Annotated in this window: 13 protein-coding genes; 9 read left to right on the top strand and 4 right to left on the bottom strand. The window is 64.2% G+C overall.

Features of this window, described 5'->3' with window-relative positions:
• Positions 1-233 precede the first annotated feature (233 nt).
• The 5 genes from R1T44_RS04640 (at position 234) to R1T44_RS04620 (ending at position 5,649) form a co-directional block, all read left to right on the top strand.
• The gene (locus tag R1T44_RS04640; protein ID WP_317292683.1) at positions 234-1,343 is read left to right on the top strand and encodes a PhoH family protein; all 1,110 of its coding nucleotides are present in this window, start codon (positions 234-236) and stop codon (positions 1,341-1,343) included.
• Positions 1,340-2,152 carry an rRNA maturation RNase YbeY gene (ybeY, locus tag R1T44_RS04635; RefSeq protein ID WP_409338246.1) on the top strand — a complete coding sequence of 271 codons (813 nt, stop codon included), beginning with the start codon at positions 1,340-1,342 and terminating at the stop codon, positions 2,150-2,152. Before R1T44_RS04640 ends, ybeY begins: the two co-directional genes overlap by 4 nt.
• 128 nt (positions 2,153-2,280) lie before the next feature.
• On the top strand, positions 2,281-3,189 hold the full coding sequence (locus R1T44_RS04630) for an HlyC/CorC family transporter (protein WP_052384764.1): 909 nt from the start codon (positions 2,281-2,283) through the stop codon (positions 3,187-3,189).
• Positions 3,190-3,275: 86 nt separating this feature from the next.
• Positions 3,276-4,793 (top strand): apolipoprotein N-acyltransferase, encoded by a 1,518-nt coding sequence (gene lnt / locus R1T44_RS04625; RefSeq protein ID WP_317292682.1) that lies wholly within the window; start codon positions 3,276-3,278, stop codon positions 4,791-4,793.
• A gap of 103 nt (positions 4,794-4,896) precedes the next feature.
• The gene (locus R1T44_RS04620) at positions 4,897-5,649 is read left to right on the top strand and encodes a YdcF family protein (protein WP_317292681.1); all 753 of its coding nucleotides are present in this window, start codon (positions 4,897-4,899) and stop codon (positions 5,647-5,649) included.
• 123 nt (positions 5,650-5,772) lie between these two features.
• Here the strand turns inward: R1T44_RS04620 and R1T44_RS04615 are convergent, their stop codons facing one another.
• The gene (locus tag R1T44_RS04615; RefSeq protein ID WP_317292680.1) at positions 5,773-6,990 is read right to left on the bottom strand and encodes a tetratricopeptide repeat protein; all 1,218 of its coding nucleotides are present in this window, start codon (positions 6,988-6,990) and stop codon (positions 5,773-5,775) included.
• On the bottom strand, positions 6,990-7,670 hold the full coding sequence (locus tag R1T44_RS04610; RefSeq protein ID WP_317292679.1) for a zinc ribbon-containing protein: 681 nt from the start codon (positions 7,668-7,670) through the stop codon (positions 6,990-6,992). The genes R1T44_RS04615 and R1T44_RS04610 overlap by 1 nt, the downstream gene beginning before the upstream one ends.
• Positions 7,671-7,989: 319 nt before the next feature.
• On the opposite strand from R1T44_RS04610, the gene leuS reads away from it, so the two are divergent.
• The 4 genes from leuS (at position 7,990) to R1T44_RS04590 (ending at position 13,052) form a co-directional block, all read left to right on the top strand.
• Positions 7,990-10,590 (top strand): leucine--tRNA ligase, encoded by a 2,601-nt coding sequence (gene leuS, locus R1T44_RS04605; protein ID WP_317292678.1) that lies wholly within the window; start codon positions 7,990-7,992, stop codon positions 10,588-10,590.
• 180 nt (positions 10,591-10,770) lie between these two features.
• A complete protein-coding gene (locus R1T44_RS04600) occupies positions 10,771-11,316 on the top strand; it encodes an LPS-assembly lipoprotein LptE (protein WP_279837237.1) in 546 nt (181 codons plus the stop codon).
• Positions 11,317-11,621: 305 nt separating this feature from the next.
• Positions 11,622-12,680, top strand: coding sequence for a DNA polymerase III subunit delta (gene holA, locus R1T44_RS04595; protein ID WP_043335288.1), 1,059 nt, complete (start codon positions 11,622-11,624; stop codon positions 12,678-12,680).
• Positions 12,681-12,701: 21 nt separating this feature from the next.
• Positions 12,702-13,052: a hypothetical protein gene (locus tag R1T44_RS04590; RefSeq protein ID WP_317292677.1), complete on the top strand. Its 351-nt coding sequence runs from the start codon at positions 12,702-12,704 to the stop codon at positions 13,050-13,052.
• A gap of 247 nt (positions 13,053-13,299) precedes the next feature.
• On the opposite strand, the gene R1T44_RS04585 is transcribed toward R1T44_RS04590, so the two are convergent.
• Positions 13,300-14,232, bottom strand: coding sequence for an amidohydrolase family protein (locus R1T44_RS04585; protein ID WP_107335475.1), 933 nt, complete (start codon positions 14,230-14,232; stop codon positions 13,300-13,302).
• A gap of 191 nt (positions 14,233-14,423) precedes the next feature.
• The gene (gene fadA / locus R1T44_RS04580) at positions 14,424-15,602 is read right to left on the bottom strand and encodes an acetyl-CoA C-acyltransferase FadA (protein WP_054555151.1); all 1,179 of its coding nucleotides are present in this window, start codon (positions 15,600-15,602) and stop codon (positions 14,424-14,426) included.
• Between the last annotated feature and the right edge of the window lie 50 nt (positions 15,603-15,652).

The following is a 15,652-nucleotide window of genomic DNA, read 5'->3' as shown; positions in this document are numbered from 1 at the left end:
CCACTATCAAGCAGATAGCCACGCTGGCCGTACAGGACAATTGCCCTGTACGGCCATCGCGCATTAAGCTCTCTTGAGACTTCGGCAACGCGTCACCATTGACTCTGAAATGGCGCCGTCATGCGCCGTGGCGGGCAGAGCGCCCCGTGCATTACGCGCAGGTATCCGCCATCGCGGCTGCCCCTCATCGCCAAGCATCATCGTCACTCATCACTATCAGGATATTCGACGCCTTGAGCCATCAGTCACAGCAAGCCAATCGCATTCTCAACATGACGCTTGAGCCGGCAGACCCGCAGCGTCTGGCCAGCCTGACCGGCCAGCGCGACGAGCATCTCAAGCTGATCGAATCCCGGCTCGGTGTCACCCTGCGCAATCGCGGCAACGACTTCCAGATCGCAGGCCCCGCGGCCGCCGTGAAGGCGACCGCCAACGTGCTGGAGCATCTGTATCGCGAAACCGGCGCCGGCGAAGTCGATGCCGAGACCGTTCATCTTTTCCTGCAGGAATCCGGCGTCGAGGCGCTGGTCGAGGCTGCCGAGGAACAGGGCGCCACCTACGGTGATGTGGTGATCCGCACGCCCAAGGTGCTGGTGCGCCCGCGCGGCTTCAACCAGCAGGGCTATGTCACCGAGATGCGCAATCACGACATCAACTTCGGCATCGGCCCGGCCGGTACCGGCAAGACCTACCTTGCCGTCGCCGCTGCCGTGGAAGCGCTCAACAACAACGAAGTGCGACGCATCCTGCTGGTGCGTCCGGCGGTCGAGGCCGGCGAGAAGCTCGGCTTCCTGCCGGGGGACCTGGCCCAGAAGATCGACCCCTACCTGCGCCCGCTCTACGACGCCCTGTATGAGATGCTCGGCTTCGAGCACGTCAACAAGATGATCGAGCGCCAGATCATCGAGATCGCGCCGCTGGCCTACATGCGCGGCCGGACGCTCAACAACGCCTACATCATTCTCGATGAGTCCCAGAACACCACGCGCGAGCAGATGAAGATGTTCCTGACGCGCATCGGTTTCGGCTCCACCGCCGTCATCACCGGTGATGTCTCGCAGGTCGATCTGCCGCGTGGCACCCAGTCAGGTCTCGCGCACGTGATGGAGGTCCTCAAGGACACCCCGGGGATCAGCATCACGCGTTTCCTGGCCAAGGACGTCGTGCGTCACCCGCTGGTGCAGCGCATCGTCGAGGCCTACGACACCTTCGAAGCCGCGGAAGAGCAGCAGGAAGGCGAGCGTCGCGAGCAGCGTCAGGCCGAGCGCGAAGCCCGCATGGCGGCGCTGAATGCCCAGAGCAACGTGCCGCCTGCCAGCACCCCGACGGGAGGTAGCCAGTGAGCGAAGCCCCCGCAGTCGTCGTGGACCTGCAACTGGCCATCGGCGAGAGTGAATTCGATGGCCAGCCGCTGCCGGCCAGCCATCAGCTGGAAGCCTGGGTGGCGGCTGCGCTGCTGGCCGCCGCGGAAGATGGCGCGCTGGAGCGCGATGCCAGCGCCGCCGCGGCGCCTTACGAGCTGACCGTGCGTCTGGTGGAAGAAGCCGAGAGTCAGGGCCTCAATCGCGATTATCGCGGCAAGGACTCCCCGACAAACGTGCTGTCCTTCCCGCATGAGCCGCTGGATCTGGACGACTTCGCCCTGCCACCGGAACTGGCCGCGCGCTTCGCCGAGGAAGGCGATGACGACAGCCTGCCGCTTGCGGGCATGCCGGAGGGCGATCTGGACGCCGGCGTAGAGGAAGGTCTCGACGGCCACAACAGCGACGATGTCATGCTGGCGTCAGACGCCATGAGCGAAGCTGACGAGGCAGATGCCACTGACGACGCCGCACCTTCTGGCTTCTCGACTTCTGGCACCGCGTCTTCTGCCCTCGGCTCTGCGGCTACCGAGACCGCGGCTGAACAAGCTCTTGATGAGCAGCGCTTTCTGGGCGACCTGATCATCAGCGTGCATGTCGTCGCCCGCGAAGCGCGGGAACAGGGCAAGTCGCTGGAAAATCATTTCGCCCACATGCTGGTTCATGGCACCTTGCACTTGCTCGGCTATGACCATATCGAGGACGATGAAGCCGAACGCATGGAAGCGCTCGAGCGTCATGTGCTGGCAGGGCTCGGCATCGCCGACCCCTACCGGGAAGAGAATCACTGATGCCGGCGCCCCTGCGCATCGGCAGCACCCGCCGTCGGGTGGTTCGGGGCTTGTCCCCGGGTCACTCGGCTGCCCCGATACCACCACGACGATGGGGTATCGCCACCGAGGAAAAGAGAAACTAACGCATGAGCGAAGACCGATCGGGAAGCCAATCGAAAACCTGGCTCGATAAGCTGTTCGGCGCCTTCTCAAGCGACACCGACGAACCCAGCTCCCGTAGCGAGCTGCTCCAGTTTCTGGCTGAGGTAGGCCCACGCCTCAACCTCGATCAGGACGCCATCGCCATCATCGAAGGCGCGCTGGAAATCAGCGACCAGCAGGTGCGCGAGGTGATGATCCCCCGCTCCCAGGTGCAGGCCATTCAGGTCGATCAGCGCCCGGAGGAGTACCTGCCGCTGATTCTTGAATCGGCTCACTCCCGCTATCCCGTCATCGACGAGAACCTCGACGAGGTGCTCGGCATCCTGCTGGCCAAGGACCTGCTGCCGCTGATTCTGCAAAATGACAGCGAGCGCAAGCGCTTCGATCTGCGCGAAGCGATCCGTCCGGCAATGTTCATCCCCGAATCCAAGCGCCTCAACAGCCTGCTCAAGGAATTCCGCGAGACCCGCAATCACATGGCGGTGGTCATCGACGAGTACGGCGGCACGGCAGGCCTTGTCACCATCGAGGATATCCTCGAGCAGATCGTCGGGGATATCGAGGATGAGCACGACACCGATGAGGATGAGGACATCCGCGAGCTGGGCGATGGCCAATTCGCCGTCAGCGCGCTGACCACCATCGATGACTTCAATGAGCACTTCGATACCGACTTCTCCGATGAGGAATTCGACACCATCGGCGGTCTGATGATTCAGCGCTTCGGTCACATGCCGCGCCGTCAGGAATCCACCGATTTCGCCGGCTGGCGTTTCACGGTGCTCAATGCGGACAATCGTCGCATTCGTCAGGTACAGGTATGTCGTCTGGAAGATGCCACCGGTGACGCGCCGCCCTCGGCCGAGCATCGTGCGCACATCAGCGGCGAGTGATTCATGGCCTGACCACAGGCTGACCCGATAGAGGACAATGCCAGACACATCCGCCGATGTGTCTGGCATTTTACAAGGAGAGCGGCATGTCAGATTCCCCCCGCGCGAGGAGCTTCCCGGGCGCCTCGTTGCTGGCCAATGTACTGGCGATCATTGCCGGGGTACTGGTCACCCTGAGCTTTGCCCCCTTCGAGCAGTGGTGGCTGGGCCCGATCGGCGCAGGCCTGCTCTACGGGGCGCTGCGCATGGAAGGCGGTGGCTTCCTGCGCGCCTGGTGGTTCGGGGTCGGCCTGTTCGGCAGCGGGGCCAGCTGGGTCTACGTCTCGATCCATGATTATGGCTATACCGGCATGCCGCTGGCGGTACTGCTGACGATGCTGTTCGTGGCCTGCATGGCGCTGTTCCCGATGCTGTGGATGGGCCTGTGGCAGCGCTTCTGCTCGCGCAAGCTCGATGTGCTGTCATTCGCCGCGGTGTTCGTGCTCAGCGAGCTGTTCCGTACCTGGGCCTTCACCGGCTTCCCGTGGCTGCTGCTGGGCAACAGTGCCGTGGGCTCACCGCTGGCCAGCTGGGTGCCGGTGCTTGGCGTCTACGGTATCTCGCTGATCATCGCGCTGTCCGGGGCGTTGCTGTGGAATCTGGCGCTGCGCCGCCGCTGGTGGGCGATCGCGCCGCTGCTCGTGCTGTGGAGCGCGGGTCTGCTGCTGCCGACCAGCTGGACACAGTCCGGCGGCCAGCCGGCACGCGTCGCCCTGCTGCAAGGCAACCTGCCGCAGTTGATCAAGTGGAGCGCCGAAGGTCAGCGCCGTGCGGCCAATACCTACGCCGCGATGACGCGCGCCGTGCAGGACGATGCCGACCTGATCGTCTGGCCGGAGACGGCACTGCCGATGCTGCGCGACCAGGCCGAGCCCTTCCTCGAGCGCATCCAGGCAACTCTGCCGCCCAAGACCGGTCTGATCACCGGGATCGTCGAGCGTGACGCCGACAATCGCTTCTACAACAGCGTGATTCCCATCGATGACCCGTCGGCCCAGTATCGCAAGGAACACCTGGTGCCCTTCGGCGAGTATGTGCCGCTGGAAAGCTGGTTGCGGGGCATCATCGGCTTCCTGGACCTGCCGATGTCGAGCATGCAGTCAGGCGACAGCCAGCAGCCGCCACTGATGGTCAGCGGTCTGCGTATCGGCGTGGCGATCTGCTACGAGATCGTCTATCCGGAGCTGGTCCGCCAGCGCGCCTTGAGCTCTACCGTGCTGCTGACCGTCTCCAATGACACCTGGTTCGGTCACTCCATCGGCCCGCTGCAGCACCTGCAGATGGCTCAGCTGCGCGCGCTGGAAAACGGCCGCTATCTGCTGCGTGCCACCAGCAATGGCGTCACGGCGATCATCTCGCCGCAGGGTGAGATCATCGCCCAGGCACCCCAGTTCGAGGAGGCCACCGTCACTGGCGATATCCGCCTGCAACTGGGCATGACGCCCTGGATGCACTACGGCCTGCTGCCGGTGTGGATTCTGATCGCGCTGCTGCTGGCGCCGGGCCTTGTGCTGGGCATCAACGAATGCCTCAAGTCGCGCCGTCAACGCCCGCAGGACGCCTGAGGGCCAGAACGTGTGAGCCCCCAGGGCCTCAGACGCTTGAACGCTCAACCTTACCCGTTGCCGGGCCGATGCCCGGCACTGCCTCTGCACAAGCGAGACCACAATGGGCATCACCGAGTTACTCGGCATCATCAAGGACCTGGTATTGCCGCCCGGCGGGCCTCTCCTGCTGCTGTTTCTGGCCATGCTCGTGCTCAAGCGCTGGCCGGGCCTGGCACGCTCCATGATGGTCGTGGCCATCCTGAGCATGTGGCTGCTGTCCTCGCCGGTCGTCTCCACGCGCCTGATGTCAGGGCTGGAGCGCATTCAGCCCAGTGAACCGGCAGAGTGGATCCAGGCGCAAGCCGTGGTGGTGCTTTCCGGCGGACGCTACTACGACGCCCCGGAGCTGCAAGGCCGCGATCGCATCAATGGCGAGACGCTCAGCCGCCTGGACGAAGGCGTCCGCGTGGCCCGAAACGCGGAGCTGCCGATTCTGCTCACCGGTGGCAAGGTATCGTCCTCCGATGACGGCACCCTCGCCGAGCTGATGCAGCGCTCGCTGATCGATGAATTCGACTACCCGGCGCGCTGGCTGGAGAATCGCAGCGAGAACACCCAGCAGAATGCGCTCTTCACGCGCGAGATGCTCGAGCAGGACGACATCAACAAGATCGTGCTGGTGACCAGCGCCTGGCACATGCCGCGCGCGATGCGCAATTTCCAGAACCAGGGCTTCCGCACCATCATCCCGGCGCCGGTGGGCTACACCACAGTCTCCGGGCTGGGCATCGATGCCTGGATCCCCAACAGCTCCGCTCTGACCCAGTCACGCTGGGCACTGCATGAATGGATCGGCTGGCTGGTAGGTCGCTAGACCCGACAGCACTGCTGGCAAGACAAGCGAAGGACTGCTGGCAAGACACACGAAGGGCTGCCCATGGGCAGCCCTTCGTGTGTCTATATAACCCGCTCAGCAGACGCTTATCGCGGATTGCGCTCAGACGTCGCTGTCACGCATCCAGCTGGCCTCCTTGAGCCATGGCCCCAGCTGGCGGAGCTGGAAGGCGCGATCGCGCGTCCACTCGTCACTGCCGACATGCGCCGTGCCGCCAGGTGCTTCTCCCAGCACGTCATCCGGGAACTTCAGGCTGTCGCGCCCCTTGATCTGCAGCGAGTAACACCGGTCGTGGCTGACCAGACTTTCGCGCAGATAGCGCCACACGCATTCCTTCATGAACCACTGATCGATATTCGGCGTCTCGACATGCTGTGGCTGCCATTGGGCCAGCAATGTCTCGAGTGGCGGCAGGACTCGGGCCACCCCGCCCCACAGCCCCGCCAGCACCAGATCGGTATGACTCCACCAGTCACGCATGACATGGAAGAAGCGCCCGGACGTCAGCCACATCTGCACCGCACGCACTTCGCGCAGGCTGATGACGCTGTCGCAGTCGCGAACCACGAAGTAGCCCACCGTCGGGTCATCGGCGACCGCGAAGCGCCAACACAGCCGCTGTCTCAGGGTGTCACTGGAGGGACGCTCGATCAGCTCGGCGTCCAGTTCCCGCGCCAGAGCCAGGAAATCATCGGGCACGCTGTCATCGTGATAGAGCCGAACCCGCCACCCCGGATACAGCACCGGCGCCAACAGCAGGTTATGCAGCATGCCGTTCAAATAGCGCGGCCCCTTGCCCCAGAGGCCGAAGGACAGCACACGCGTCTTGCCGGCGGCGACTGCCGAGGGGGATTCAGCGGGCAGTCGCCAGCCCTTCGCCAACGGCAGCCCCCCATGCTGCTCGTCCTTGAGCGCCAGGGCGCGACTGCCATGCTCGCGTGCCTCGTCATGACGCTTGAGTCTGGCCGCGCTGCTGGCCAGCGAGTCGAACAGCACCGGATTGAGACAGCCCCGTGCGGCCAATGCCTCACCGGCCGCCAGCGAGCCAGCGGCATCATTGGCGCGCGACAGACACACTACCTGATTGAGCGCGATCTCTTCATCGGCCGGACACTCCACATGCCCCTGGGCCAGAATCTGGCTGGCCGAGCGATAATCCGCGAGCAGAAACAGGTAATAGGAGATCTGCTTGAAGAGGCCCGCCTCACGTGGACGCGGGCGCTGATTGAAGTGATCGATCAGCTGTTGCAACGCCTTGTGGCGCTGCCCGGCGCTCCAGGTGGCATGCGCCGGGGCGAACCAGTCTGACGGTGTCGCCATCAGCCCTGATCACTCTCATCGGCCGCGGGAGGCTGACGAGTGACGGGCGGCGCGCCACGCGAGAAGAATCGATGTCCACAGGCATGGCAGGGTTCCAGCACGCTGGGCCGCGTGAGCATGGTGGTCGACTCACAGTGCACGCAATGCAATAGCCCCGGCGCGATGACCTCGCCGCTGGTGTAGTCGGCGCGCGCGGCCTCGAGGTCTTCCTCGAAGTGGGCGCGGTCCACCACGGTGCGGTCCGCGATCGACATCAGCGCGGAACTGACACTGCGCGACAGCACCGAGAGGTCGATCCCCAGCCAGCTGGCGATCCCTTCTCCACCGGTCGCCAGATGGCGGCGGAATTCACGCATGTCACGCTCGACCCAGGCACGCAGCAGCGCCAGCTCGTCGAGCGTGAATTCCTCGACCTCGGCCTCGAACTTGACCGCCTCATCCAGCTCGGCCTTGAGGCCATCCCACGACAGCTCACCGCTGCTGTCTTCCAGCCGCGTCAGGATTCGCCCATAGGCATCGCCGAGACGTCCTTCACCTTCGCCCTGCGGCTGGCTGGAAGCTGAGCGCGAGGGCATCGGCGTATCTTCAAAGCCACTGTCGTGCGAGGACGTGGCAGCCGTATCACGATCCGTGGCGCTGATCGGCTCATGGGGATCGCGGGGTTCACGTGGTTGGCTCATGGACTCTCCTTGTGTCTTCACCTTCTCCCGTACTGCGGGAGGGCATGGCGCTCTACCTTCAGCATGGTGGCGTTGGCGTTGCGACACAAGCCACACTCTTCCACTCCCTGACACGCATCAAGCGCGTGGCACTGGCAGCATGAAGCGCATTCGCCTGGCGCCACAGCGCTCGCCTCCCCTACCTGAGTCCTGGCGTCTGGGGTAGACTTGACCCCATCGCAGACAGCGGCGGCCCATCCCGATGTGACCGCCCACCTCTTCACGCCCTGCCTGTCCCTGGTGACGGGTAGCGGCCAATGCCAAGGTAGTGACGGACCCGATGGATTCACAGGATACTTCTCAACAGTACGCTCCCGATCAGATCGAACAGGCTGCCCAGCAGTACTGGGAGAAAAATCAGTGTTTCAAGGCGGTGGAAGATGCCAACCGCGAGAAGTTCTACTGCCTGTCGATGTTCCCCTACCCCAGCGGCAAGCTGCACATGGGTCACGTGCGCAACTACACCATCGGTGACGTGATCTCGCGCTTCCAGCGCATGCAGGGCAAGAACGTCATGCAGCCGATGGGCTGGGACGCCTTCGGCCTGCCGGCGGAAAACGCCGCGATGAAGAACAACGTCGCGCCGGGCAAGTGGACCCACGAGAACATCGCCTACATGCGCGATCAGCTCAAGGCGCTGGGCTTCGCCTACGACTGGAGCCGTGAGTTCGCCACCTGCGACCTGGAATACTATCGCTGGGAGCAGTGGTTCTTCGCCAAGCTGGTCGAGAAGGGTGTCGTCTACAAGAAGAGTTCCATCGTCAACTGGGACCCGGCGGACCAGACTGTGCTCGCCAATGAGCAGGTCATCGACGGCCGTGGCTGGCGTTCCGGCGCGCTGATCGAGCGCAAGGAAATCCCGCAGTGGTTCCTGCGCATCACCGATTACGCCGAAGAACTGCTGGCCGACCTCGACAAGGTCGAGTGGCCGGAGCAGGTCAAGACCATGCAGCGCAACTGGATCGGCAAGTCGCGCGGTGTCGAGTTGAGCTTCGGCCTCGATGCCAAGGCCAGCCAGGTGCAGGAATCCCTGACCGTCTTTACCACCCGTCCGGACACCCTGATGGGCGTGACCTACGTTGGCGTCGCCGCCGCTCACCCGCTGGCCAAGGCCGCGGCGGAGCACAATGCGGAGCTGGCCGAGTTCAACGCCGAGTGCGCGCGTGGCGGCACCAGCGAAGCCGACATGGCGACCATGGAAAAACGCGGCATGGATACCGGCTTCAAGGCCATCCACCCGCTGACCGGCCGTGAAGTGCCGGTCTTCGTCGCCAACTTCGTGCTGATGGAATACGGCACCGGTGCCGTGATGGCCGTGCCGGCCCACGACGAGCGTGACCACGAATTCGCCACCAAGTACGACCTGCCGATCGAAGCCGTGATCGCCGATGCCGACGGCAATGCGCCTGACGTCAGCGAAGCCGCCTTCACCGAGCACGGCGTGCTGATCAACTCCGGTGACTTCGATGGCCTCGACTTCGAGAGCGCCTTCGATGCCATCGCCGCACGCCTGGTCGAGCAGGGCCGTGGTGAGGTCAAGACCAACTTCCGTCTGCGCGACTGGGGTGTCTCCCGTCAGCGCTACTGGGGCGCACCGATCCCGGTCAAGAATGGCCCGAACGGTGAATCCATCCCGCTGACCGACAACGAACTGCCGGTCGCTCTGCCGCTGGAAGTCGAATTCGACGCCTCCGGTGGCTCGCCGATCAAGAAGATGCCGTCCTTCAGTGACCTGGGCGATGGCTGGCAGCGCGAGACCGATACCTTCGACACCTTCATGGAGTCCTCCTGGTACTACGCGCGCTTCTGCTGTGCGGACAACGCCGATGCCATGCTGGACGAGCGCGCCAACTACTGGCTGCCGGTCGATTACTACATCGGCGGCATCGAGCACGCCATCCTGCACCTGCTCTACTCGCGCTTCTTCCACAAGCTGATGCGTGACTTCGGCCTGGTCGACAGCGACGAGCCGTTCAAGCAGCTGCTGACCCAGGGCATGGTGATCGCGGATACCTACTACCGCATCAACGCCAAGGGCGGCCGTGACTGGTTCAACCCGCTGGACGTGGACGTCGAGACCGACGACAAGGGCCGCGCCATCAAGGCCGTGCTGAAGTCCGATGGTCTGCCGGTGGTGATCGGTGGCACCGAGAAGATGTCCAAGTCCAAGAACAACGGCGTGGACCCGCAGTCGATGATCGATCGCTTCGGTGCCGACACCGTGCGCCTGTTCATGATGTTCGCCGCGCCGCCGGAGCAGTCGCTGGAATGGTCCGATTCCGGTGTCGAGGGCGCGCACCGCTTCGTCAAGCGCGTCTGGCGTCTGGTCCACGAGCATGTCGCCGCCGGCACTCCGGGCGCGCTGGACGTGACCGCCCTGAACGATGATCAGAAGGCGCTGCGTCGCAAGACACACGAGACCATCGCCAAGTGCAGCGATGACATCGGCCGCCGCACCACCTTCAACACCGCCATCGCGGCCGTGATGGAGCTGGTCAACGCCATCAGCCGCTTCGAGGATACCTCCGAGCAGGGTCTGGCCGTCAGCCGTGAAGCCGTCGAGGCCTGCGTGCTGCTGCTGTCGCCGATCATCCCGCATGCCAGCCACTCGCTGTGGGCGACACTGGGCCACGACGAAGCCGTGATCGACGCCAGCTGGCCGGCCGCCGATGCCGAGGCGATGAAGAAGGACAGCATCGAGCTGGTCGTGCAGGTCAACGGCAAGCTGCGTGCGCGTCTGTCCTTCGCCGCCGATGCCGATCGCGACGCCATCGAAGCCGCGGCGCTGGCAGATGCCAATGTCACCAAGCACACCGATGGCAAGACGGTGCGCAAGGTGATCGTGGTGCCGGGCAAGCTGGTCAATATCGTCGCCAACTGATAGCGACCAGACCGAGCAAGATACCGGCGGCCCGAGTCGCCGGTCCCGTCAGAGCCCGACAGGCAGCTGGAAGGATGTCGGTCTCTGACGGCCATATTCCGTGCGCTGCGTGATGCTGACAGGCACCACGCAGCGCTCTCGCAAGATATTCATGACACTCGTTCATGACAGGAGGTCACGGTGACGCAAGCGAAGTCTTCCAGTGTTTCAGCAGACACATCAGAGCATGCATCCCGCGGCCTCGGCCGCCGTCGTGTGCTGGCCGCCCTCGGCGTCGGCCTGGCGCTGACGCTGAGCGGCTGCGGCTTCCAGCTGCGCGGCGTGAACGATGCGCCGATGGCCATCACCGAGCTGGACGTCCAGGCACCGATCACCAAGACCCACGACGCCCTGCGCGACGCCCTCGAGCGTGCCGACGTCCAGTTGAGCGACAGCGCACCGCTGACCCTCAACCTGGGCAAGGTCCGTGAGAACGTGCAGCAGATCACCTACGGCGATGCCGGCAGCATCAAGCGTGAGCTGACCTATCGCCTGACCTACTCGCTGCAGCGCAAGTCCGATGGGGCCTACCTGGCCAACCAGCAGGAGCTGCAGGCCAGCAGCCTCTACTACACCAACGATGACGACCTGCTCAACACCGATGACCTGCGTGAGCGCGCGGCCAAGGAAGTCAATCGTGATCTGAGCCGTCAGTTGCTGGAGCGCCTGCGCGCGATCAAGCCCTGAGCTCCACGCTTCCGCACTGAAGCCCCCGTTCGTGAGTCATGAATCGTGATCCATGAGTGCTGAAAGGCCAGACGATTGACGACAGGCGAGGCCGGGAGAAGTGGAAGAAAGCTGGCAGCAGTTGGTAGAGATTGGAAGTCGCAACGTTCGCCAGGCACGGCTCCACGATATCGGGCAACCGATCATCATGGGGCCGTGCCTGTTCAGGGCCACCATCACGCCGGGGCTAGCACCCTGCTCGTGACTGGCCGCCCGAGCCTTAGGCGCACTTGCCCACCAGACCCGCGCAGTATCGAAGGACATTCATGAAGGTCTATCCCGACAAGCTCGACGAGCAGCTCAACAAGCGCCTGTCTCCCGTCTATATCGTGGCCGGTGATGAGCCGCTGATTCACCAGGAAAGCTGCGACGCCATCCGGCGTGCGGCGCGCGCTGCCGGTGTCGAGGAGCGCGAGGTACTGCATGTCGAGAACGGCTTTCAGTGGGGCCGCCTGACCGAGTCTGCCGCCAGCATGTCACTGTTCGCCTCGCGCAAGCTGATCGAGCTGCGCATGGGCACCCAGAGTGCCGGCCAGGAAGGCAGCAAGGTCCTCAAGGCCTACGCCGAGCGCATCGAGAAGGATGGCGACATCCTGCTGATCACCGCAGCGCGTCTCGATCGCAAGGTGCAGCAGACGGCGTGGTTCAAGGCATTGGAGAAGGTCGGCGTCTTCATCGCGGTGTGGCCGGTGGACCACTCCCGCCTCGGCTTCTGGATTCGCGATCGCGCCCGTCGTCACGGCCTCGAGCTGAATCAGGACGCCGCTCGCCTGCTGGCCGAGCGCATCGAGGGCAATCTGCTGGCCGCGGATCAGGAGTTGCAGAAGCTCGCACTGCTGCACCCGCCGGGCGCACGCCTGGATGGCAATGCCATCGTCCAGGGCGTCGAGGACAATGCCCGCTATGATGTCTTCACGCTGGCCGATGCGTGTCTGAAGGGGGAAGTCGAGCGCAGTGGCCGCATCGTGCTCGGGCTGCGGGGAGAAGGCGTCGAGCCGCCGGTGATCCTGTGGGCACTGACCCGCGAGCTGCGCACACTGCTCTCGCTGCGCCAGCACCTCGATCAAGGCCAGAGCTTCGAGCATGCCTGCAAGGCGCAGAAGCCGATGATCTTCGACAAGCGTCGCCCCTTCTATCAACAGGCGCTCAACCGCCTGCCCCACAAGCGCCTGCACAAGCTGCTGCTGTTCTCGCAGCGACTCGACATGGCGATCAAGGGCGGGATGACGCTGCCCATCTGGGACGGGATGGTCGATCTCGCCCTGACACTCGCCGGCGGACGCGGCCCACTGGCCGAACTGCCTCACGCCTACAAGGTGGTGTGATTCAGATACCCGGGAGAACACATGCAGACTTCCTCCAGCACGCTTGGCGAAGCCGTCGACGTCGAGACCCTGCGGCTGTGGCTCGCCGAGGGCAATACCCTGACAGTGGAAGTGCAGACGCTGGATCAAGGGCTTCATGTGGTTCGCCTGCATCACGCCGCTGGCATCAGTCGTCTGGTCGATGACAACGGCCAGTCCCTGAGTTTCACCGGCACCCAGTGGATCAGCCGCCTGCTGTTGCCGCTGGGGCTGACCCACGGCGTGCAGACCTGGGCGGAAGTGCAGGATGAGATGATCGGCCTGCCCACGACGCCGGTCGACAATGCCAGCCTGCTGGCCCATGGCACGCGCGTGGCCTTCCAGACCCGCTAGACGCTGCGGGCCACGCCTCTCCTCGCTTGACTTGCTCCCCTGCTCCTCGCTTGTCTTTCTCTTCGGCTCCCCTCTTGTCTTTCTCCGGCTCCCCTCTTGTCTTTCTTCGCCAATCATCAAGACGCCCCCACCAGCAGGCTGATGGGGGCGTCTTGTCATTCGGCTTCTGTGCCCTATGCGGCTTTTCGGCTTACACAAGTGATGCCGCGTCACTCAATTGCGCCCTGCGAGCGTGGCAACTCTTCGCTCAGTGCGCCGCATCCGCCTTGGATTTCACGAACGCCTTGTAGCCATAAAGCTTGCGCGGGTTGTCGCGGAAGATCTTCTCGCGCATCTCGCGCTCCGGCAACCAGCGCTGCATCAGCTCGGCCAGGGTGTCCTCCTCCGGCATCTCGACGCCGATATAGGGATGCGGCCAGTCACTGCCCCACACGACGCGCTCCGGATTGGCCGCCACCAGCGCCCGCACCAGCGCCGTGACATCGGAGTAAGGCAAGCGTCCGCGCGTGGTCAGCCGGTAAGGCGCCGACAGCTTGACCCAGGTGCGCCCCTGCTTGAGCAGTCGACACAGCGCGGCAAAGCCGGGACATTCAGGGCCACGCGTGGCCGCCAGATGGCCCATGTGGTCGATCACCACCGGCACCGGCAAGCTGCCGAGGCGCGCTTCCATGTCACGGAAGGTCGAGACATCGATCAGACATTCCAGGTGCCACTTGAAGCGTGCCAGGCGATCCGCCAGCAGCACCACATCACGCCAGCGCAACCCGCCGGCGAAGATCAGGTTGAGGCGAACGCCACAGACACCCAGCTCGGAGAGCCGCTCAAGCTCGGCATCACTGATGTCGGGGGTGACAACCGCCACGCCACGGTAATCCAGCCCACGCTCACGACAGCTCTGCAGGCTGTCGCACAGCAGGCGATTGTCATAGCCATAGACACTGGGCTGTATCAGCACGCCGTGGCTGGCGCCCAGTGCATGATGCATCTCAAGTGCTTCATTGAGCCCCACGGGGGCCGGGTCATAGGTTCTGTCCGCCGCCAATGGGTAACGCACCGGGTCACCAAACAGGTGAAGGTGACAATCAATACTGCCCGCCGGCAACCGGAAGGTCAGGGGGTGTGGCAAGGGTCTGGGCGGCGTGGCGCGCGGCAGATCCTGCTCGACATGATTCCAGTCCATCGATGCGACTCCCTCGCGTAACCTCAATCATCAAGCCCGGGGCGACGTGACGCTCGATCGCCCATTGCCACGATACTGCGCCGCCCTCCGCGTTTCCAGACAAAAGCCTGCCAACGAAAAAGCGGCATGTCCGAAGACATGCCGCTTGAGGTATCAGGCGGGGCCTGATCGCTTATCGAAGACGCTGACGTTCAGTCGAGGCGCTCGAACACGGTCGCGACGCCCTGGCCCATGCCGATGCACATGGTCGCCAGGCCCAGGCGCGTGTTCTGCTGCTTCATGACGTTGAGCAACGTGGTGCAGATACGCGAACCGGAGCAACCCAGCGGGTGGCCCAGCGCGATGGCGCCGCCGTTGAGGTTGACCGCCGTATCGACACGCTCCAAGAGGCCAAGGTCCTTGAGTACCGGAATCGACTGCGCCGCAAAGGCCTCATTGAGCTCGACGGTCTGAATGTCCTCGATGGTCAGACCTGCCGCCTTGAGCGCCTGCTTGGAGGCCGGCACCGGCCCGTAGCCCATGATGGAGGCGTCACAGCCTGCCACGCCAGTGGACAGCACACGAGCGATAGGCTTGAGGCCCAGCGCTTCGGCGCGCTCGGCGCTCATCACCGCCATGCCCGAGGCGCCCACTGACAGCGCGGAGGAAGTACCCGCCGTCACGCTGCCGCCCTTGGGATCGAACACCGGCTTGAGGCTGCCCATGGACTCCATGCTGGCATCGCCACGGATGACCTCATCGCGGGTCACCATCACGCGACGCCCCTCGGCATCATGGCCCTCGACGCCGATGATCTCGTCATCGAAGCGACCTTCATCGGCGGCAGCCTGGGCACGCTGGTGAGAGCGCACGCCGAACTCATCCTGCTGCTCACGACTCACGCCATGCATCTTGCCGAGCAGTTCCGCGGTCAGGCCCATCATCATCGCCGCCTTGGCCGCATGCTTGCTGGCCGCCGGGTTGACGTCGACCCCGTGTGCCATCGGCACGTGCTCCATGTGCTCGACACCGCCAATGATATAGAAGTCGCCCATGCCGGCCTTGATGTTGGCGGTGGCGATATGCAGGGCGCTCATCGAGGAACCACACAGGCGGTTGACCGTCTGCGCCGGTACGGTGCGCGGAATGCCGGTCATGATGGCGGCATTGCGCGCGATGTTCATGGACTGCTCCAGGGTCTGGTTGACGCAGCCCCAGATGATGTCGTCGACCTCGGCCGGCACCAGGCCGGGATTGCGATCGAACAGCGCCTGCATCACCGCGGCGGACAGATTCTCGGCGCGCACGTGTCGGAAGGCACCGTTCTTGGCCTTGGCCATGGCGGTACGCACGCCATCGACGATTACCACATCTCTCGGATTCAGATTCATTGTCTGGCTCCCTCATGGCCCTCGCTGTCGCGAGGGCCGAAAATTCTGGT

Source organism: Cobetia amphilecti (genome assembly GCF_032923285.1).
GTDB classification, from domain to species: Bacteria; Pseudomonadota; Gammaproteobacteria; order Pseudomonadales; family Halomonadaceae; genus Cobetia; species Cobetia amphilecti.
Note: the sequence above shows the minus strand (reverse complement) of the source record. Positions and strands in the feature narration are given on the sequence as shown.